The sequence below is a fragment of the Chryseobacterium sp. WG14 genome (assembly GCF_024586945.1).
Classification (GTDB): Bacteria; Bacteroidota; Bacteroidia; order Flavobacteriales; family Weeksellaceae; genus Chryseobacterium.
On the sequence record NZ_JALCZD010000004.1, the window covers coordinates 302,209 to 321,240 of the forward strand.

The 19,032-nt window shown below is 37.5% G+C and carries 21 protein-coding genes; 11 read left to right on the top strand and 10 right to left on the bottom strand.

Annotation, left to right across the window (positions count from 1 at the left end; all coding sequences use genetic code 11):
- Positions 1-61: 61 nt before the first annotated feature.
- The 5 genes from MP478_RS09535 (at position 62) to MP478_RS09555 (ending at position 4,441) form a co-directional block, all read left to right on the top strand.
- A complete protein-coding gene (locus MP478_RS09535; protein WP_230036386.1) occupies positions 62-562 on the top strand; it encodes a CinA family protein in 501 nt (166 codons plus the stop codon).
- 5 nt (positions 563-567) lie between these two features.
- A complete protein-coding gene (locus MP478_RS09540) occupies positions 568-1,365 on the top strand; it encodes an SDR family oxidoreductase (RefSeq protein WP_257200317.1) in 798 nt (265 codons plus the stop codon).
- Positions 1,366-1,375: 10 nt separating this feature from the next.
- The gene (locus MP478_RS09545; RefSeq protein WP_257188684.1) at positions 1,376-2,122 is read left to right on the top strand and encodes an SDR family oxidoreductase; all 747 of its coding nucleotides are present in this window, start codon (positions 1,376-1,378) and stop codon (positions 2,120-2,122) included.
- Between the two features lie 101 nt (positions 2,123-2,223).
- Positions 2,224-3,747 carry an FAD-dependent oxidoreductase gene (locus MP478_RS09550; protein ID WP_257188685.1) on the top strand — a complete coding sequence of 508 codons (1,524 nt, stop codon included), beginning with the start codon at positions 2,224-2,226 and terminating at the stop codon, positions 3,745-3,747.
- 37 nt (positions 3,748-3,784) lie between these two features.
- Positions 3,785-4,441, top strand: coding sequence for a DUF6766 family protein (locus MP478_RS09555; protein ID WP_230036378.1), 657 nt, complete (start codon positions 3,785-3,787; stop codon positions 4,439-4,441).
- Here the strand turns inward: MP478_RS09555 and MP478_RS09560 are convergent.
- Positions 4,423-5,226, bottom strand: a complete 804-nt coding sequence (locus MP478_RS09560; protein ID WP_257188686.1) for an AraC family transcriptional regulator — start codon at positions 5,224-5,226, stop codon at positions 4,423-4,425. The two genes, MP478_RS09555 and MP478_RS09560, sit on opposite strands and share 19 nt — an antisense overlap.
- An 84-nt stretch (positions 5,227-5,310) precedes the next feature.
- Here MP478_RS09560 and MP478_RS09565 point away from each other — a divergent pair, with 84 nt between their 5' ends.
- Both MP478_RS09565 and MP478_RS09570 read left to right on the top strand, forming a co-directional pair.
- The gene (locus tag MP478_RS09565) at positions 5,311-6,447 is read left to right on the top strand and encodes an Atu1372/SO_1960 family protein (protein WP_257188687.1); all 1,137 of its coding nucleotides are present in this window, start codon (positions 5,311-5,313) and stop codon (positions 6,445-6,447) included.
- A gap of 211 nt (positions 6,448-6,658) precedes the next feature.
- Positions 6,659-7,432: a T9SS type A sorting domain-containing protein gene (locus tag MP478_RS09570; protein ID WP_257200318.1), complete on the top strand. Its 774-nt coding sequence runs from the start codon at positions 6,659-6,661 to the stop codon at positions 7,430-7,432.
- 14 nt (positions 7,433-7,446) lie between these two features.
- Here MP478_RS09570 and MP478_RS09575 read toward each other — a convergent pair whose 3' ends face one another.
- Positions 7,447-8,922 carry a PLP-dependent aminotransferase family protein gene (locus MP478_RS09575; protein WP_257200319.1) on the bottom strand — a complete coding sequence of 492 codons (1,476 nt, stop codon included), beginning with the start codon at positions 8,920-8,922 and terminating at the stop codon, positions 7,447-7,449.
- Between the two features lie 101 nt (positions 8,923-9,023).
- On the opposite strand from MP478_RS09575, the gene MP478_RS09580 reads away from it, so the two are divergent.
- Both MP478_RS09580 and MP478_RS09585 read left to right on the top strand, forming a co-directional pair.
- A complete protein-coding gene (locus MP478_RS09580; protein WP_115917919.1) occupies positions 9,024-9,479 on the top strand; it encodes a cupin domain-containing protein in 456 nt (151 codons plus the stop codon).
- Positions 9,480-9,518: 39 nt separating this feature from the next.
- Entirely contained in the window at positions 9,519-10,409 is an 891-nt protein-coding gene (locus tag MP478_RS09585) for a dihydrodipicolinate synthase family protein (RefSeq protein WP_257200320.1), read from the top strand.
- Between the two features lie 170 nt (positions 10,410-10,579).
- Here MP478_RS09585 and MP478_RS09590 read toward each other — a convergent pair whose 3' ends face one another.
- On the bottom strand, positions 10,580-11,086 hold the full coding sequence (locus MP478_RS09590) for a pyridoxamine 5'-phosphate oxidase family protein (RefSeq protein WP_257200321.1): 507 nt from the start codon (positions 11,084-11,086) through the stop codon (positions 10,580-10,582).
- Between the two features lie 289 nt (positions 11,087-11,375).
- Between MP478_RS09590 and MP478_RS09595 the strand changes: the two genes are divergently transcribed.
- Positions 11,376-12,173 carry an AraC family transcriptional regulator gene (locus MP478_RS09595; protein WP_257200322.1) on the top strand — a complete coding sequence of 266 codons (798 nt, stop codon included), beginning with the start codon at positions 11,376-11,378 and terminating at the stop codon, positions 12,171-12,173.
- A gap of 64 nt (positions 12,174-12,237) precedes the next feature.
- Entirely contained in the window at positions 12,238-13,188 is a 951-nt protein-coding gene (locus MP478_RS09600; protein WP_257200323.1) for a nitrilase family protein, read from the top strand.
- 59 nt (positions 13,189-13,247) lie between these two features.
- On the opposite strand, the gene MP478_RS09605 is transcribed toward MP478_RS09600, so the two are convergent.
- The 7 genes from MP478_RS09605 to MP478_RS09635 form a co-directional block, all read right to left on the bottom strand.
- Complete coding sequence (locus tag MP478_RS09605; RefSeq protein ID WP_257188694.1) at positions 13,248-13,604, bottom strand: rhodanese-like domain-containing protein; 357 nt, start codon at positions 13,602-13,604, stop codon at positions 13,248-13,250.
- A complete protein-coding gene (locus MP478_RS09610; RefSeq protein WP_230036343.1) occupies positions 13,601-13,903 on the bottom strand; it encodes a DUF3817 domain-containing protein in 303 nt (100 codons plus the stop codon). Before MP478_RS09610 ends, MP478_RS09605 begins: the two co-directional genes overlap by 4 nt.
- A gap of 2 nt (positions 13,904-13,905) precedes the next feature.
- The gene (locus MP478_RS09615; RefSeq protein WP_230036341.1) at positions 13,906-14,364 is read right to left on the bottom strand and encodes a hypothetical protein; all 459 of its coding nucleotides are present in this window, start codon (positions 14,362-14,364) and stop codon (positions 13,906-13,908) included.
- 71 nt (positions 14,365-14,435) lie between these two features.
- Positions 14,436-15,026, bottom strand: a complete 591-nt coding sequence (locus MP478_RS09620; RefSeq protein WP_257200324.1) for a TetR/AcrR family transcriptional regulator — start codon at positions 15,024-15,026, stop codon at positions 14,436-14,438.
- Positions 15,027-15,116: 90 nt separating this feature from the next.
- Positions 15,117-15,761, bottom strand: a complete 645-nt coding sequence (pdeM, locus tag MP478_RS09625; RefSeq protein ID WP_257188696.1) for a ligase-associated DNA damage response endonuclease PdeM — start codon at positions 15,759-15,761, stop codon at positions 15,117-15,119.
- A 93-nt stretch (positions 15,762-15,854) separates the two neighbouring features.
- Complete coding sequence (locus tag MP478_RS09630) at positions 15,855-16,457, bottom strand: 2,3-diphosphoglycerate-dependent phosphoglycerate mutase (protein WP_257188697.1); 603 nt, start codon at positions 16,455-16,457, stop codon at positions 15,855-15,857.
- Positions 16,458-16,599: 142 nt separating this feature from the next.
- Positions 16,600-19,032 (bottom strand): ligase-associated DNA damage response DEXH box helicase, encoded by a 2,433-nt coding sequence (locus MP478_RS09635; protein WP_257200325.1) that lies wholly within the window; start codon positions 19,030-19,032, stop codon positions 16,600-16,602.

Here is a 19,032-nt window from a genome sequence, read left to right on the forward strand (position 1 = left end):
AAAGCTGCTGAATGTAAAGACAGCAGCTTTTTAAAACTTCAATCATTCAAAATATAATGCTATGGAATTTCAGAAAAGTCTTCTTGAATATATAAGCCAGTCTCTGATAACCACAGATGAAACCATTTCAATTGCGGAAAGTGTTACATCAGGATGTTTACAATTAGCTTTTTCGCAGATGCCGAATGCTTCTCTGTCTTACAAAGGAGGAATAACAGCCTATACCTTACCGGAAAAAGTAAGATTATTGAAAGTAAACAGACAGGAAGCTGAAGAATGTGACTGCGTTTCAGAAAATATTGCTGAAACAATGGCATTAAACGTTGCCAGCCTATTTGAATCCGACTGGTCTATTGCTACCACAGGTTATTGTACTCCGATCCGTAATTCTTCATATAAAATTTTTGCCTATTTCTCATTCTCATACAAAGGAGAGATCATTCTTACCAAAAAATTGGAACTGCATCCTAAAACACAAGCCCTCAATGCACAGCTGTATTACACGGAATTTATTCTGGGATGCTTTAAAAGTGAAATCAACAGGCTTTTAATTTTAAAATAGAACCAATGGAACACAAGAATCAATATGTACTGATCACGGGGGGTACCAGTGGAATAGGGTATGAACTGGCGAAGCAGTTTGCTAAAAATAAATATGACCTTGTTATTGTTGCCAGAAACCATGAAGAGCTCAAAAAAAGAGCAGATGAGTTTAAAGGGTGTGGAGTAAACGTCATTACGATATCAAAGAATTTATTTCTTCAGGAAGAAGTTTATTCTCTGTATTCAGAATTAAAATTAAACGGAATAAGCCCTGAAATTTTAATTAATAATGCAGGGCAAGGTGTTTATGGTAAATTTCAGGAAACCGATATCCATCGGGAAATTGACATTGTCAATTTAAATATTGTTTCCATTATCATATTAACCAAATTATTCTTAAAGGACCGGTTACCGCTGGGATCAGGAAAAATTTTGAATCTGGCTTCTGTAGCCAGTAAGGTGCCGGGTCCTTGGCACTCGGTATATCATGGTACCAAAGCATTTGTTTTATCATGGTCTGAAGCAATTCGTGAGGAACTTAAAGATTCGGGGATCACTGTAACAACACTTTTACCAGGTCCTACAAATACGGATTTCTTTAATAAAGCCGGAATGAATAGGAGTAAAATTGCTGAAGATAAAGATCATCTTGCTTCTCCTGAAGAAGTTGCGATTGACGGATATAATGCTTTGATGAATGGGGATGGTAAAATGGTATCAGGATTGAAAAATAAATTATCTGTAGCTATGGCCAATCTCTCTACAGACAGTATGGCTGCTCACAGAATGGCTGAAATGCAGAAACCTGCAGATAACAAATAAAAAGATAAAGATGGGAAAGCTAGAAAACAAATCCGTTCTGATCACTGGTGCTGATAGTGGTATAGGCAAAGCGGTGGCTCTTCTTTTTGCATCAGAAGGGGCAGATATTGCCATTATCTTTCATTCCAATGACAGAGATGCTGAAAATACTAAAAAGGAGATCAGAAACCTGGGCCGGAGATGCTCCATTTTTCAGGGGGATATCAATGATTATGATTTCTGTAAGGAAGTGACACAGAAAATAATTTCTACATTCGGTAAAATTGATATACTGATCAATAATGCAGGTGTGCAGTTTCCTTCTGACAATATTGAAGAACTGGAAGAAAAAAATATCAGAAAGACATTTGACTCCAATATCGTTGGAATGATTTTATTAACAAAAATTGTTTTTCCTTACCTGAAAGAAGGAAGCTGTATTATCAATACAACATCTGCTGCAGCCTATCAGGGACATCCTGAGCTATTGGATTATTCTGCAACCAAAGGTGCCATTGTTTCTTTTACACGATCTCTGGCCTTGCAGGCAAAGCCAAAAGGAATACGGATCAATGCTGTCGCTCCGGGACCTGTGGCTACACCGCTTACCAAGAAAACTTTTGATGAAAAAGAGGAGAATCCTGATCAGCCGCCTTTGGAAAGAAACGCTACTCCTGAAGAGGTAGCTACCAGCTTTCTTTTTTTAGCAAGTGACGATGCAGCACAGATTACAGGGCAGGTTCTTCACCCTAACGGAGGAATGATTGTTAATGGATAAATGTGATACAGTCAATTGATTATAAAAGAAATCAATCTGGATATTACACTATTTTCAAAACCTGATACCATGAAATATGTTTAACTTTAAATATTCTGATCATGTATAGAGACGGAGCAAGAAAAAGTATATGGCAGGAGGAAATCAGAAAATTTTCTACCGGAGCTGATCTTTACCAGCTATTTGATGTTGCCATAATAGGAGGAGGAATTACCGGGGTATCCACTGCTTTAAAATTACAGGAATCCGGAAAGAATTGTATTATTCTGGAAGCTGCTAATATCGGATTTGGAACAACAGGAGGAACAACAGCCCATTTAAATGATTTCTTTGATACAACCTTTGCTCAGGTTATTGAAGATTTTGGGCTGGATTATGCCCAACAGTATGCTGAATCCGGCAAAGATGCAATCAACATTATTGAGAATAACATTGAGAAGTATAGCATCAGTTGTGATTTTACCAGAAAGTCTGCCTATCTTTTTGCATTGGATGAAAAACAGGAGAAACAGCTGAGGACCATTGTAGAAGGTGCCGCTAAAGTAGGGCATGAAATGTCTTATGTGAATGAAATTCCTTTCCCCATACCATTTAAGGAAGCTGTACTAATTCCCGGACAGGGTCATTTTCATCCTGTAAAATATATCAAAGGGCTTTGTGATGCTTTTATAGAAATGGGAGGTTCAATTCAGGAGAACTGTGTTTGTGAAAGCCATGATGAGCAGGAAAATTATGTTATTTTAAAAACTTCAGAGGGAGAAATAAAAGCAAAAAATGTTATCTATGCCACACACATTCCGCCAGGAATCAATCTCCTTCATTTTACCAATGCTCCTTACCGAAGCTACGTAATGGCTTTTACCCTTAAGGATAATAAATATCCTTGGGAAATGGGTTATGATCTCAATGATCCATATCATTATTACAGAATTCAGGAAATTGATGGTGAAAATGTACTGATTGCCGGAGGTGAAGATCATAAGACAGGGCATGCTGAAGATACCGGAATATGTTTTTCAAATCTTGAGAACTATGTCCGTCAGTATTTTAATGTCGAAACAGTATTTTATAGCTGGTCCAGTCAGTATTATGAACCTGTTGACGGGCTGCCTTATATTGGAAAGCTTCCGGGCAGTAAAGAAAAGATATTTGTGGCTACCGGATTCAGGGGTAACGGAATGATCTTTGGAACACTTTCTTCACAGATTTTGCATGACTTAATTGTTATAGGAGCCAATAAATATCAGGATATATTCAATCCATTAAGAATAAAGCCAATTGCCGGATTTTCAGACTTTGTCAAAGAAAATGCAACGGTTGCATTTGATTTTATAAAAGATAAGATTTTCATAGAGAAAATTGATTCTTATTCAGAAATCAAAGAGGGAGAAGCAAAAGTGATCCGTTATGAATCTGAATCTTATGCACTTTACAAAGAAACCGGCGGCATATTACATCTTTTGAAAAGTACATGCCCGCATGCAGCGTGTGAAGTACGCTGGAACAGTGCAGAATTGAGTTGGGACTGCCCTTGTCATGGATCAAGATTTAATGTTAACGGAAAAATGCTGACGGGTCCCACTACAAAGAATCTGCAGAAAATATTTCCTTTTCAAAAACAGTAAAGAGTAGATCTTTTTTATCATTTTAAATTAAGAAAATATGTCTCGATCAAGTTTCTTTTATCGTAACAGCCTGAGTATTGTTTTGATAGCTTTAATGTTATGTTCTCTTCTCGGTCAGTTTTTTACGGGATGGAGCGTTGAAAATAAAGAATTGGCTGAAAATGGGCAAAAAGCTTTGACACTCACTCAATATATATACAGCGGTCATTTTATACAGGCAACTTTCGAAAACTGGGAAAGTGAATTTCTGCAGATGATGTTATATGTTTTGTTAACAATATCCTTGAGACAGAAAGGTTCCAGTGAATCAAAATCAATGGAGGGAAAGGAAGATGTGGACCGAGAGCCCATCGTACATCCCAAAGCTCCATGGCCTGTTAAAAAAGGAGGGATATGGCTGAAAATTTACAAACATTCTTTGTCATTGGCTTTTGGGATTTTGTTCCTTGCCAGCTTTATACTGCACTTCTATGGAAGCTTAAAAGATTTTAATAATGAGCAGATTATGAATGATAAACCTCCGGTAAGCACAAGCCAGTATCTCACAGAATCCCGGTTTTGGTTTGAATCTTTTCAAAACTGGCAAAGCGAATTTTTAGCTGTTGCCTCTTTAGTGATCCTGTCCATTTGGTTTCGTGAAAAAGGGTCTCCAGAATCTAAGCCTGTAGATATGCCCTATGATGAAACCCCCTGATTTTTATTCAGTTTAGGCTTTACTTTCATTACCGCAAAGTAAGAGGTGGTAAATGCAGAAAGACTTTGATAACCTACTTTATAGGCTACTTCACTCAACGTAAACTGTCTGGCATCTATAAGTTCAATACTTTTAAGAATCCTTGTCAGCTGAAGGTATTTCTGTAATGTTATTCCAGTTTCATTTTTAAAGATTCTCTGAAGGCTTCTTACTGACATCTGTGCTTTTTCTGCCAAAGCGTCAATATCCAGATTGTATTTAAAATGAGAATTGATTTCATTACAAACAGGAATAAGCCTGGTATCCATAGGAACGGGAATTTCCAACCCATTGCTTTCGCGGCAGAAGTTAGGTAGGCTTTTTAAAATAGCTTTGAAAAAAATGTCCTGTTCTTCATTCTCTACTAATGACTGGTTCCATTTGGAGGCATAAAGGAGCATTTCTTTGAGAACTGGAGGAACTGCAAATACCTGAACATGCTGGTAAAATTCATCCTCAAAAACAGATTTAAATAAAAACAGCATCAGGTTAACCGTCTTTGCTTCGGAAGTTATTTTGTGCGCTTTTCCGGAAGGAACCCATATCACATGGTACTGAGGAACAAGATAGATTTTCCGGTCAATATGAAAATACTGATAGCCTTCCTCTACAAAAGTAAGCTGGGCACGGCTATGTACATGTTCATACTCATCATGCTTCCAGTTTTTTTCACACCATACATAAGCTTCTTTTTCGATGGTATCTACAAACTGGCTTTCTGTTTTTTCAATCAGTCCACATTTCATATTGACGTTTTGTATATATTTTTTGGCAAATTTAATAAAAACGACAATACTAAATTTGTATCATAAACTTATATCTTATTCAGAATGAAAAAATTATGTTCTTTTTTTATTTTAATTTTACTATTTAACACCATCAACATCATGGCACAGAATAAAGCTAAAGTATTGGTTCTCATCCATTCGGATAATGGGGGAACTTACGAGCTGGCTAAGGAAATAGCTAAAGGAATTGAAAGTGAAAACAATGCAGTTCCCTATATTAAGCTGGTGAAAGCCTCTCAAAACCCGATTTTAAAAAATATACCGGTAGCAACAGTAGATGAGCTTAGTGCTTATGACGGAATTGCTTTTGGTTCTCCTGTTTATTTTGGAAACATAAGCACCGGAATGAGTGAGTTTTTATCTAAAACCGTTCAGCTCTGGACCAGCCATGCTTTGGAGGGAGTTCCAGCAACGGTTTTTATGTCCGCAGGAAGTGGTGCCGGAAAAGAGCTTGCCCTTCAGGCATTCTGGAACAGTCTTGCGGTACACGGAATGATTTTGGTCTCCAACGGAATCCGTGGCACCGAAGAGCTGAATAAGGCAATCCCACAGGGAAATACAGTATTAGGAGTGACCAGCATGGCTTCTTTAAAAGATGTAGAAAGACCTACGAAAGGGGAGCGTCACCTGGCAGAGCTGCAAGGGCTAAATTTTGCAAAAGTGGCCTTGGCGTTGAAAGATACCTATTCAAAAAAGGGTATGCCTGTTGTTGAAAACCATCAGGATTTTAATGAGATTTTAAAGCAAAAAAATATTGTTCTTCCTCAGGTTCCCAAACCTGCCGGAAATTATCAGCCATTCGTACGTTCCGGAAACCTTGTATTTATCAATCAGGTGGCTTTAAAAGACGGAAAAATAGTTAATCCTGGGAAACTGGGTGTTGAGGTGAACGAACAGCAGGTAAAAGAGGCTACCAAAGTTACCATGCTTAACGTACTGTCTGTCCTGAGAGAAGCTGTAGGAGGAGATTTAAGCAGGGTGAAGCAGTGTGTTCAGCTTACGGGAATTTTTAATACGAAAGATGATTATACCAAACATGCTGACCTGATGAATATTGCTTCGGATCTTAGTGTTGAGGTTTTTGGAGAAAAAGGAAAACATGCCAGAGGTACATTGGGAGCTTCCTCTATTCCTGTAAACTCTTCCGTTGAAATCCAGGCTATTTTTGAAGTGGAATAATCACCGGATTAGGAGACTTCATTCATCAGTATTTATCATTTGAAGTATATTGGTTTCGTATACATAAAATCCATTGGCCCAGGCGGTCGATGGATTTTTTATTTTAATCTCTGAATGCATAAATATCCTTAGAATTCTACATCAATACGGATTTCCGTAAGGTAGTCCTCATTACGGTGTATACCTTTGTGATGTTTAAAAATAAATACCTATGAAAAAGATTATTGTAACACTGGCAATGGCTGCCGGAAGTTTAATTTTTGGTCAGATAACACTTGGGAAAAACTTCAGTTCTGAAAATCTGCAGGTGTATACCAATACCAATGAGACATTTTATTATTCCACCGGATTTAATATCAGTCAGGTTAAGATCTACAAAGCTGATTATTCCCTATATAAACAGTTTACACCTTCCGTACCGGCAGGGTATTCTATGTTTATTGATCAGTATAAAAATAATTTTGTACTGTCTAAAAATGTTTTTAATACCGATAATAAACTGGAAATCATCATTACATTTGAAAAGTATAACAGCACGACATCTCAAAGAGAATATATCATCCGTATTTACAATGAGGAGGGAAATGTACTGCATGAATTTGGTCCCAATTATCAGTTTAGCGATGAGTATGATATAAATATCTATCATGATCAAACGACCAATACAAATAAACTGAGATTATTCAATCAGGGCACCGGTTCAACTGAAATATATAATTTACCTACAACCTCACTTTCTGCCAAAGAGGTCCGGGCTAAAAATAAAATTTCAGCATTTCCTATACCGGCCCAGAAGACTCTGAACATTATGAATCCTTTAGACGGTTCCAAAGCAGTGGAAATTTATGATAGGTCCGGAAAGCTTGTGATGAACAAATCTTTCGGTTCTATGGAAAACCTTATTTCTATTGATGTTGAAAACCTTCCTAAAGGGACTTATTTTTATAAAATAGGGGAGCTCAATGCTAAATTTATTAAAGACTAACTCTAGAATCCCGCTCAAAGTGGGATTTTGTTTTCTATATCTGCATACCCATCATGGTTTTGAGAAAGAAGGATAAAGATCCCGGAAATAATCTCTATACTTTGCTCCAATTGCTCTTCTGTAAGCGTACCATAGCTCAATCTAAAGCCATTGATATCATTGTGACTGTATTGCTTAGGATGAATAATTCTGATATTTCTTTCAAGCAATAAAGTGGTTGCCAAATCCCAGTTCAACGTTATTTTAGGGACAATCCAAAATGCCAGGCCGCCTTCAGGCAATGTAAAATCGGCAACTTCAGTCATATATTTTTTTAAAATACTAAACGTAAAATCTCTCTTGTTTTTGTAATGAACAGTTGCTTTTTTAATGTGTTTTTTTACTGCTCCTTCTTTGATGAGCTGAAGAACTGCCTGTTCCATGATCACATCCCCATGAACGTCGATAATCTTTCTCAGACCGCCAATTTTTTGTAATAAATCCTGATTTTTAGTCGCCAGATAGCCAATCCTTAATGCCGGTGCTACGACCTTACTTAATGTTCCGATGTATACATAATGCCGGAGTTCCGGGAAGCTTGAAATAGGCAGGATGGGGCGGTATCCGAAATGAAATTCATTATCATAATCATCTTCAATGATCGTAATGTCATATTGATTAGAGAGTTCTATTAACCTTAGTCTTCTGGATAAACTTAAGGTAACCGTGGTGGGATATTGTCTGTGGGGCGTAATATAGATCGCTTTTATGCTGTCATGTTGTGCCAAGAGTTTCTCAATAGTTTCAACATTAATTCCTTCCTTATCTACAGGTACAGGTAATAACGTGGCTCCGGCATATTCAAAAGCCTGCCATGCTGGATTGTAACCAGGATCTTCTACAATCACATGATCACCTGAGGTGAAAAGACTCTGAGCCGTTAAAAACATGGCCATCTGACTGCCTCTGGTAATGGATATTTCATGATCATGGATCTGCATTCCACGCTGATGGTTCAGCATTTTGGCAATCATATTCCGGAACTCTATATCTCCGTGTTCATCTCCATATCCCATCATCTGCCATTTGGCCTTTATACTGAATATCTGTCTGTATGCTCTGGCTAATTCCGTTACAGGAGCAATTTTACTGTCCGGATGGCCGTCATCAAAATTAATAAGTTTGCCCCCTGACTTCATGGGCTGATCCTGATTGTCGGTGCTTTTATTTATCCTTTTATGATGTAAAGCAGGCAGTTGATCCGATACAAAAATTCCTTTTCTTTCTTTGGAAATAACCCATTCTTCATTAATCAGCACCTGATAAGCTTCTACCACAGTATTTCTGTTTATTTTTAAGGCTGTAGCCAAGTTCCTGCTGCCGGGAAGGGTATCTCCGGGTTTCAGCCGTCCTGAGCGTATATCAGTTATAATACTATCTGCAATCTGCAGATATACTGCTTTATCAAGCTTTCTGTCAATTTCAAACTCTAATTTCCAAGGTCGTAGCATCTGGACTATCTGTTTATGTAAAAACTGAATCATTTAAACAGTCCAAATATAGAATAATTTTGTCATGCAATAAAGCACAAAACCATTATAATTTTAAAATCATGAACAAAAAAGAATTCAGTTCTAAAGATTTTCACGAAACATTTGCAAGACCAAAATATGCAAAGCCAAGCCATTTAATCCATAAAAATGTAGAAAATGCAGGTGAACACAATCAGTTTTCAACCGAAAGAAAACATCCTGTTTTTTTTGTTGATCTTCCCAGTAAGAATGTGAGTATGACTATTGGAGGGTTATTACCCGGTCAACAGACCAACAGACACCGTCATACTTACGAAACGGTATTGTATGTGATTGAAGGAAAAGGATGGACAGAAGTGGAAGATGAAAGAGTACATTGGGAAGCCGGAGATGCTGTTTATATTCCTTCATGGGCATGGCATAAACATCAGAATCTAAGCGACACAGAACCGGCTAAATATATTGCCTGTGAAAATGCACCCCAACTACAGAATTTAGGAGTTGCATTAAGAGAGGAAGAGGGTAGAGACCTGTAACTGTATCATCAACCATTATTAATTTTAAATAAAATAAATATGAAAAATGTTCCGTTTAAAGGAATCATCGCTTATCCGATTACTCCTTTTGATGACCATGAAAAAGTGAATATTCCTCTTTTTAAACACTTGGTAGAAAGGCTGATTACCTCCGGAAGCCACGGAGTTGCTCCTTTAGGAAGTACGGGTGTAATGCCTTATTTATCTGATGAGGAAAAGGAAGCAATTACGGAAGCTACTATAGAACAGGTAAAAGGAAGAGTTCCTACGCTGGTAGGAGTATCCAATCTTACTACAGAAAAAACGATTCATCATGCCCGGTTTGCAGAGAAGGCCGGAGCAGATGCGGTGATGATTATTCCCATGAGTTACTGGAAACTTACCGATGATGAAATTGTAGCTCATTATGATGCTGTAGCCAATAAAATCTCTATTCCGATTATGGCTTATAATAATCCGGCAACCAGTGGAGTAGATATGTCTCCGGCTCTTTTGAAAAGATTGCTTGAAATTCCTAATGTGACCATGATCAAGGAAAGTTCAGGGGACATTCAGAGAATGCATTATTTAAGAAGGGAACTAGGAGAGGATGTAGCCTTTTACAATGGTTCAAATCCTTTGGCATTGGCTGCCTTTTCTGCGGGTGCCAGAGGTTGGTGTACTGCCGCGCCTAATCTTATTCCTGAATTGAATGTCAGTTTGTATAATGCTGTTGAAAAAGGAAATTTAGGAAAAGCTAAAGATATTTTTTATCAGCAGTTTGATCTTCTGAAATTTATTGTCAGTAAAGGCTTACCAAGAGCGGTTAAGGCCGGACTCAGTATTCTGGGTGAAGAAGGGGGCAATCTGAGAAGCCCTTTACAACCTTTAACAGAAAATGAATCTGAAGAATTGAAAAAGATTCTTTCGGGGCTAAAAAATCAGAATTGATAGTTATTCATTCTTTTAATACCGGATAAACCGGGTTCAAATAATTTGTATCATTTGTAAGCCAATTCCCACAGATTCCACAGATTTTTCTGCTTTGTGAAATTCGTGAAATCTGTGGGAATTTTAATTTAAGATGCTTCGGACTTATATTTTCCGGCTTTTATATACAATTATATAACTGCATTTCCTTCTACACCATCAGAATTATCTGTTTTGTTTCCTGTAATCGCTGAGCTTACAAATTTAAAAAGACTGACAAGCTTGCCTGCTTTTGTATCCCAATAATAAGTTTCCTTAGGCTCTACACGAATGATGGTAACGTTCGGGTCATCTTTTCCGTCAAACCATGCTTTTGCCAAAGGAGACCATTTGTCTTCAATGGTTGCCTTGTCTTTGTAAACAGAAGCCTCCCCGTAAACAGAAAGATATTGAGTATCGCTGTTATTCATGAAAAATAACTGTACTCTGCGGTCTTCTTTTATTTCAAAATTTTTATTACTGGTTCCACTGCTGATAAACCACAGATTACCGCTGTCATCCGTTTCCTGAAGTGTCATTGGCCGTGAATTGACAGGAATGGTATCCAATTCTGTACAGAACATACATATTTTTGCATTTTCCGACAGTTCCTTGATCTTTTTGATCGCTTCGAGATGGGTAAGATTTTGTGTTGACATCGTATTATATTTTAGTGATTGGTTGATTGTTAAAAAGAAAATTCTTTTACAGAATTATCATGAATAATATTCAGTAAAACATTCAAATACCTGACCAAACCTAAATGAAATGTGGTATCGTAGGCTAAAAATATGTTTTTTTAGACAGCTATATTATTATTTTTTATAAATTTTGGCTAAAGCCAAAGTATAGAGACTTAAAAATGAAACGGGCTGAAAGCCCGTTTCTAATGAATATACGGATTTTAAGAATTTAAGGAGTTCAAAAGATTTTATGTACATTTGAAAGATGCAGATTTCGCCACCTACACATTTGGCGCCCTTCATCAGGCATTATATCTTTTTGGAGAATTCTGAAGAGGATAGTAAGAATGTAAGGCTATTTACCGATGGCAGTACAGGCCTTATCCTGTCGGGTGATATGAATTGGTATTCCAATAGTTCGGTCGAGCGGATGCCTCTTTCTTTTTTTTATGGAGCTTTACACAGCTACAGGGACTTTTATTCGAAAGGGAGCTTTTCTTTAATGGCTGTGGTGTTTCAGCCCTATTTTTTCAATATTCTTTTAAAGATTTCTGCAAAGGAGATCCGAAATCAGATTATTTCCGCAGAAGATATATTACAACATCAGTTACATCCATTTCAGGAAAGGCTTTTCAATAAAGCAGATCCTTTATCCGTAATCAGCAGCCTTAATATCTTTTTTACTGAATTTTTGTCTGCAGAAATAGGCCCTGACTATCATTTTATAAGAGGAGTACAGCACTATATTCTTCAGAATAGAGGTTCTGTCTCATCCAAAGAACTGGAAAAATTTACAGGATATTCAGAGCGCCATCTGGAAAGGAAATTTGAAAATTATATGGGAATATCTCCTAAAAAATACAGTGGCATTACCAGGCTTCATTATTTCTTAAGTCTTATCAATAAAGGAATTGGGGATGAGAATATGACAAGCCTTTCTTATGATGCAGGATATGCAGATCAGTCTCACCTGATCCGGGATTTCAAGATGAATACAGGGCTCACTCCCAAACAGTATGTGAAGACAGAAAATAAAATGGCTGTTAATTTCATTGAGCTCTAAATCAAAATGTCGGTTTTATACAATTTTTCAGTTATGCTGTGATCTAGTTTTGCTGAAAAAAATAATGAATATTAAAATTTCTACCGCACAATTTGAAAATAAAAGTGGAGATAAGGAATACAATCTTTCCATTATAGAAAAATTAGCTGCTCAGGCCGCTGCCAAGGGATCACATGTAATTGCTTTCCATGAATGTTCTGTTACGGGATATACCTTTGCCCGGAAACTTTCCCGGGAACAGCTTCTTGACATTGCTGAATTCATTCCCAACGGTGAAAGTATTCAAAAGCTGCAGCATATTGCAGGTTTGTATAATATTACCATCCTGGCCGGCCTTTTTGAAAAGGACGAAAATAACAATCTTTTTAAAGCTTATGTCTGTGTTGATAAAACAGGATTAAAAGCCAAATACAGAAAGCTGCATCCTTTTATCAATCCTCACCTTACGCCAGGCAGTGAATATTGTGTATTTGATATATTAGGGTGGAAGTGCGGAATTCTAATCTGCTACGATAATAATATTATTGAAAATGTGAGAGCGACCAAACTTCTGGGGGCCGATATTATTTTCATGCCTCACGTTACCATGTGTACACCTTCTACAAGGCCAGGGGCAGGGTTTGTGGACCCTGAACTTTGGTATAACAGGGAAAATAACCCCACCTCATTACGGTTAGAATTTAGTGGGATGAAAGGCAGAGACTGGCTGATGAAATGGCTTCCGGCAAGAGCCTACGATAACGGAGCTTATATTGTTTTCTCAAATCCTATTGGTATGGATGATGATCAGTTGAAAAACGGATGTTCAATGATTATAGATCCTTTTGGAGATGTCATTGCAGAATGCCATTCATCTGAAGATAGTTTTGAATCAGCTGTAATTACTCATGAAAAACTTACCCAGGCTGGAGGTTTCAGATATATGAAAGCCCGCAGACCTGAGCTGTACAGAGATATTATAGGAATGGATCATGAATCTCAACAGAAAGTGGTCTGGCTGCCGGAAAAAGAATAGCTGAATACTACAAATCTCCCGCAGGTCAACGGGATCTGTGGGAGATGGTGTTTCCTTTTTTATTGTTGCATCATATGCTGGAGGTCACTCCAGGCACCGCCATTGTAAACATGTTTGAAACCCTTCTCTTTTAATATATTTTCTGCTTTTACACTTCGGAGACCATGAGAGCATACTGTAATATATGTTTTTTCGGGATTCAGCTCAATATAGCGCTCCCTGATGGTTCCCAAAGAAATATTGTCAGAGCCTGCTATATGGCCCATAGCATATTCTTTCTCCGTTCTCACATCAAGGATTACAGCTCCTTTTCTGATCAGCTGATTCAGATCTTTGTCCAGGGTCTGATATTGATAAACTCTGTAGATCACATATACTGTAAGAACGATTCCTCCTAATATCAGTAAGTTTCTCATAGTTTGCTTAAAATTTTTCTGTCAATATAAAAAGTTCCAAAGGGAATAAAACAGGCTAAGATAACTTTCCATGTTGTCTCCTTAAATTTCCAGCCCTGTTCTACACCCACACTCAATGTATTGAATAGAAAAAGTAGAAATAAAGTACCATGAACCGGCCCTAGCGTGCTTACAAGGAAAGGAGCATTCAATCCGTATTTAACAGGAACTGCAATGAAAATTAAACTTAATAAAGAAATACCTTCAAGGATGGCCAATATTCTCAGGCGTCCTATTTTAGTTTTAAATAAATGTATCATAATTATCTGAAATAAGGTCTGTTAACAAAAGGAGAGAAGGGCCAGGGAATGGCAATGAAAATCATGACCAATGCAGCTATAAACCATATCATCATTATTTTAAACTTTTCCCGGTCTTCCGGTTTTCTCTTAGCCAAAGCTGATCCAATAGTGATCAGGATAACAGCAGTAATCATCATTGTGATATGAATAAGTCCGAAGAACAACAGATCAAATGATTCTTTGGCTTCATAAAAATTTTTCCAGAAGTATCGGACAATGGGACTTTTAATATACAATATCATCCCAAGAACCAGTTGGATATGAGCTATGGTAGCAGTCCAGTGTCTTACAGAATTATCCGTCTTTGTAAACTGACCTGCGGAAAAATATCCCTTATAAGCCCGGAATATTGAATAAATAAGGCTTAATAGAACGAGCCATCGGAAGGTTGAATGCAGGAAAGTAAGTGTCTGATACATGCCTAGTTATTTTTTAACAGAGCAAAGGTATAATAAAAACATACTAATTAGTATGTTTTTGTTTAAAAAAATTATTGAAGAGTTTCAAAATAGGCTTTAAGTCCTTTTAAATAAATAAGATACACTGACTTGGAATTTTCGATTTTTCCAAGATTTCTTACTCCCCAGTACCCAGACATCACAAAGACCGCAATTTCTTTTGCGTTAACGGTTTGTTTAATGGTACCTGCTTCTTTACCATTATTTATGCTCTCTGTCATGGCATGTTCCCACTGTTCAGACAAATCATTCAGAGCTTTGGTGAAATTTATATTCCATGGTGCCATTTCCTGTGTGAAATTAGAGGCAGGACAGCCATATTCAACTTTTAGAAATTCATTGTCCATCAATACTTCATGCATCAGCTTATAAATGCTATCCAATGGATTGTGGCTTTGCTGAAGAGGTTCTACAAAAGTTTTTTTAAAAGTAGGTTTAAGAAGTTCATTGATAATAGCAATTCCCATTTCATCTTTCGTTTTGAAGTGATAATAGAATGCTCCTTTTGTTACCTGTGTTGTAGCGATAATCTCATCAATACTGGTGGTTTGATATCCTTTTACATACATGAGTTCAAAGGCTTTCTGAAGAATACTAAGGCGGGTTGCTTCTGATTTTTTCATTCAAGTACTGAGTGTATACTGCAAAGGAACAAATTTTTAATAAGAAACAAAACTATCATTATTCTACTTTAATAGAATTTAAGTTATTTTTTAAACCTCGTAAATTTCAGCGTCTGTAAAAGCGTAGAACTTACTTTTCTCAGGCAGATTTTTAGTATCCAATCCTGTAAACCTGCTAAAGGCCGGCAACAATAACTGGTTGCTGCTAAGGGCAAAACAGGGGAGTCTGATACTTGTTACAGCAGAATTCAAAATAATTCCCGGGTGAATATGCCCTGTAACCTGAAATCCTGATGTTGCTGCATCAAAATCGTGAATAAAGGAAATTCCATTCATAGTGAGTACCGGGGTTTTATAATGTAAGCAAAGTTTCTCCTCAAGAGATTTTGAAATCCGGTCATGATTTCCTTCAACAAGATAAAACTCTATATCAGGATATTGATTTCTCCAGGTACAGAATTCATCTACATCAGAATTATCTCCTGCATGAAGCAGGTCACCGACTACAATAAATTTTTCCGGCTGAAAGCATTCAATAAGTGCTGATAATCTTTCCAGATCGCTCTTCATGATATGGTTGGCCAGGGCAATCCCGTTTTTACGGAAATGAGCCGTCTTTCCTATATGAAGATCAGAAAGGACCAATGCTTTTTCCTTTCCCCAAAATGCTGCCCGTTGATTGGTTAAAGTAAAAGTCTCGTTTTGTATAAAAATATTTCTGGTAGCTATAAACACGGGTGATGAGTTATGAGTTAAGAGTTATGAGTTAAGAGTTATGAGCTAAGAGTTTTAAAGTGTAATCTGCAGGGAGTTATAAGATCACAAATATCAGGTATCTTTTCTGCTTACATGAAAATATTCATCGAAAATATATGTGACGGGAATTCCTGTAGCAATTTCCCTTTCCAGAATTTCTTCCGGTGATAAATGTTCCAGGTACATAATAAGTGAACGGAGGCTGTTTCCATGAGCTACGATCAATACATTTTTCCCTTCTTTCAGCAAAGGGGCAATTTGGGTTTCAAAGTAAGGAATTACCCGGTTGTAGGTATCTTTAAGGCTTTCTCCGCCCGGAGGAATCACATCGTAAGATCTTCGCCAGGTGTGCACCTGTTCATCTCCATATTTCAATGCTGTTTCAGCTTTATTAAATCCTTCAAGATCTCCGTAGGAACGTTCATTAAGTGCTTTATCTTTTATAACCGGAATATTGGGTTTTCCTATTTCATCCAGAATGATGGTAAGGGTATGCTGTGCTCTGATCAGTACAGAGGTAAAAGCGATATCTATTTTTTCTTTTTTTAAGATAATAGCAGCCTTTTTAGCTTCTTCAATGCCTGTATCAGTAATATCTATATCTTGCCAGCCTGTAAATCTGTTTTCCAGATTCCAGAGTGACTGCCCGTGACGGACCAGGAACAATTTTGCCATTATTTATACAATATTTAATCTTCAAAGAAGGTACTCTAAGGTACGATGATTATTAAACGTATCAAAGATTTTTAACTATAAAAAGCATCACAGTTTCAGAGATGTTAGACTTGTAATAGGTTTTAGTGTAAAAACATCTCCGTTAAAGTTTCAGCATTCTTCTGATCCTTGCATCCAGCCCTTCACTGGAAAGCGTTTGCCTCAGGCTGTCTACTTTTATCGGAAAGCTTAGCGGGGTGAATGAACGGGAATGTTTTAAAATAATCTCAGATTTTTCAATTCTTTTGAATGCCTCTACAAGACGCTGTTCCTGAAGCTGCATATTAAAAACCTCAGTATAAGCCTGTTTGATAAGGAAATGATTGGGATCATAATCTTCAAGTACTTTAAAAATAAGACCTGCAGAACTTTGTAATGATTTGTTGGACCGTTGTTTACCTGCATAATTTTGAATAACCATTCCTGAGATCACTGCAATATCCCGGAATTTCCTTCTTGCCATTTCTGCGGAATTAATACTGGCAATCACATCATTCATAAGGTTATCCCTTGTTAAGATAGAGGGTAGATTTTCATCGTTAAGAGGGATTTCCTTATCGCTGAATAGCTCAAATCCATAATCATTCATGGCCATTGAAAAGGAAATAGGAGCCAGCTTGGAAATACGGTAAGCAATTAATGCTGCCATTACTTCATGAACCAGCCTTCCTTCAAACGGATACATAAACAGATGATATCCTTCACGATTCCTGATCATTTCCACCAAAAACTCATCTTCTTTGGGAATATGAGAGTTGGTTTCCTGGTTTACTAACAGCGGATGCAGGAATTTCAGTTCTTTTTCCGAAGCTTTAGGACTTAAAGCATGGGAAAGTTTCTCCCTCAAAAAATGTCCCAGATTGGAGCTTAAAGGTAATCTTCCACCCAGATAGCTTGGCACCAGGGCTTTTCCTTTGGCTGACCTTACATAGACAGTCATATCTTTTATCATGGCTATTTCCAGTGTACGGCCTGCTAAAATAAATTTCTCTTCTTTTTTCAGTTTTGAGATAAAATATTCCTCAATCATTCCCACATACCCACCGGAAATAAATTTTACCTTCAGCATGGCATCACTCACAATTACTCCCATATTCATCCGGTGAAGCATGGCTATTTTCCGTGAAGTTACTTTGTATAAACCGTCTTCCATAATGACGATTTTGTGAAATTCTTCGTAGTTTTTTAAAACCTGGCCGCCAATAGTAAGAAATTCAAGGATACCTTTCCATTCTTCGTCCATTATTTCCTGAAAAGCATATATTTTTTTGATCCTCTCATATAATTCATCAGGATAAAAGCCATCACCTACTGCCAGAGTCATCAGAAACTGAACCAGAACATCAAAACAAAGAACCTGAGGTTCTCTGGGTTCTACGACCTTCTGTTTTACAGCTTCTTTTAAAGCCGACACTTCAATCAGTTCTAAAGAATGCGTTGGGACACAATAGATTTTAGAAGTTTCAAAAGGGGAGTGTCCGCTTCGTCCGGCACGTTGTAAAAACCTTGCTACACCCTTTGCTGAGCCAATCTGAATGACGGTATCTACAGGTTTAAAATCTATTCCCAAATCTAAAGATGAAGTAGAAACTACGGCTTTTAATTTTCCTGAGCTTAAGTTTTCTTCAATCCAGATTCTGAGATGGGCATCAATAGAACTGTGATGAATGGCTATTTGTCCGGCAAAGTCAGGATAAGCGTCCAGCAGCAATTGGTACCACATCTCACTTTGGCTTCGGGTATTGGTAAAAACAATGGTTGATTTTGAATCGAGAATAATAGGGACTACTTTATCTGCCAATTTATTCCCAAGATGCCCGGCCCACGGTAATATTTCTATTTCATCCGGGAACACTGGAATGATGTCTATTTTTTTGTGTTCCTTGGCGGTAATTTTTACTTTTTTTATGTCATAGGGAATAAGAACTTCCATGGCTTCATCAAGGTTTCCAATGGTAGCCGTGATTCCCCATATTTTAATTTTGGGAACATACTTTCTAAGCTGTGAAATCCCCAGTTCTACCATTACCCCGCGTTTTGAACCCAGAAGTTCGTGCCATTCATCAGTAACAACAGTTTTCAAATCCCGGAAAAAAGTTCCGTTATTTTTCTGTGCCAGCAGAAGATGCAGGCTTTCCGGAGTTACCACAAGAATTTCAGGCATTTTCTTTACCTGTTGTTGCCTTACTTTTGGATCTGTATCCCCATTTCTTACTCCAACAGCCCAATCAAGCCCAATTTCATCAATTGCTTCCTGCATAGCCTTAGCAATGTCTTTAGACAGAGATCGGAGAGGAGTAATCCATATCATCTGCAAGCCTTTTTTGTAATTTTCAGGGTGATTCAGGAAATCAGAAACCAGGGCTAAAAAAACAGAAAATGTTTTACCAAAACCGGTAGGAGCGACCACCATTCCGCTATATCCGCTTCCAAATTTTCGCCATGTATCCGTTTGGAACTTAAAAGGTGACCTATTTTTACCAGCCATCCATTGCTGAATGATTGTAAATCCGTCGGTATGTTCAAAAGCTGCCAA

Excerpts from the sequence above, each read along its gene's own strand:
- MP478_RS09575 (WP_257200319.1), bottom strand. The coding sequence starts at position 8,922 with ATGCTACGACCTTGGAAATTAGAGTTTGAAATTGACAGAAAGCTTGAT.
- MP478_RS09540 (WP_257200317.1), top strand. The coding sequence starts at position 568 with ATGGAACACAAGAATCAATATGTACTGATCACGGGGGGTACCAGTGGA.
- MP478_RS09610 (WP_230036343.1), bottom strand. The coding sequence starts at position 13,903 with ATGATACATTTATTTAAAACTAAAATAGGACGCCTGAGAATATTGGCC.
- MP478_RS09630 (WP_257188697.1), bottom strand. The coding sequence starts at position 16,457 with ATGGCAAAATTGTTCCTGGTCCGTCACGGGCAGTCACTCTGGAATCTG.
- MP478_RS09535 (WP_230036386.1), top strand. The coding sequence starts at position 62 with ATGGAATTTCAGAAAAGTCTTCTTGAATATATAAGCCAGTCTCTGATA.
- MP478_RS09560 (WP_257188686.1), bottom strand. The coding sequence starts at position 5,226 with ATGAAATGTGGACTGATTGAAAAAACAGAAAGCCAGTTTGTAGATACC.
- MP478_RS09620 (WP_257200324.1), bottom strand. The coding sequence starts at position 15,026 with ATGAAAAAATCAGAAGCAACCCGCCTTAGTATTCTTCAGAAAGCCTTT.
- MP478_RS09565 (WP_257188687.1), top strand. The coding sequence starts at position 5,311 with ATGAAAAAATTATGTTCTTTTTTTATTTTAATTTTACTATTTAACACC.
- MP478_RS09585 (WP_257200320.1), top strand. The coding sequence starts at position 9,519 with ATGAAAAATGTTCCGTTTAAAGGAATCATCGCTTATCCGATTACTCCT.
- MP478_RS09605 (WP_257188694.1), bottom strand. The coding sequence starts at position 13,604 with ATGAGAAACTTACTGATATTAGGAGGAATCGTTCTTACAGTATATGTG.
- MP478_RS09545 (WP_257188684.1), top strand. The coding sequence starts at position 1,376 with ATGGGAAAGCTAGAAAACAAATCCGTTCTGATCACTGGTGCTGATAGT.
- MP478_RS09550 (WP_257188685.1), top strand. The coding sequence starts at position 2,224 with ATGTATAGAGACGGAGCAAGAAAAAGTATATGGCAGGAGGAAATCAGA.
- MP478_RS09595 (WP_257200322.1), top strand. The coding sequence starts at position 11,376 with ATGCAGATTTCGCCACCTACACATTTGGCGCCCTTCATCAGGCATTAT.
- MP478_RS09600 (WP_257200323.1), top strand. The coding sequence starts at position 12,238 with ATGAATATTAAAATTTCTACCGCACAATTTGAAAATAAAAGTGGAGAT.
- MP478_RS09590 (WP_257200321.1), bottom strand. The coding sequence starts at position 11,086 with ATGTCAACACAAAATCTTACCCATCTCGAAGCGATCAAAAAGATCAAG.
- MP478_RS09580 (WP_115917919.1), top strand. The coding sequence starts at position 9,024 with ATGAACAAAAAAGAATTCAGTTCTAAAGATTTTCACGAAACATTTGCA.
- MP478_RS09555 (WP_230036378.1), top strand. The coding sequence starts at position 3,785 with ATGTCTCGATCAAGTTTCTTTTATCGTAACAGCCTGAGTATTGTTTTG.
- MP478_RS09570 (WP_257200318.1), top strand. The coding sequence starts at position 6,659 with ATGAAAAAGATTATTGTAACACTGGCAATGGCTGCCGGAAGTTTAATT.
- MP478_RS09615 (WP_230036341.1), bottom strand. The coding sequence starts at position 14,364 with ATGTATCAGACACTTACTTTCCTGCATTCAACCTTCCGATGGCTCGTT.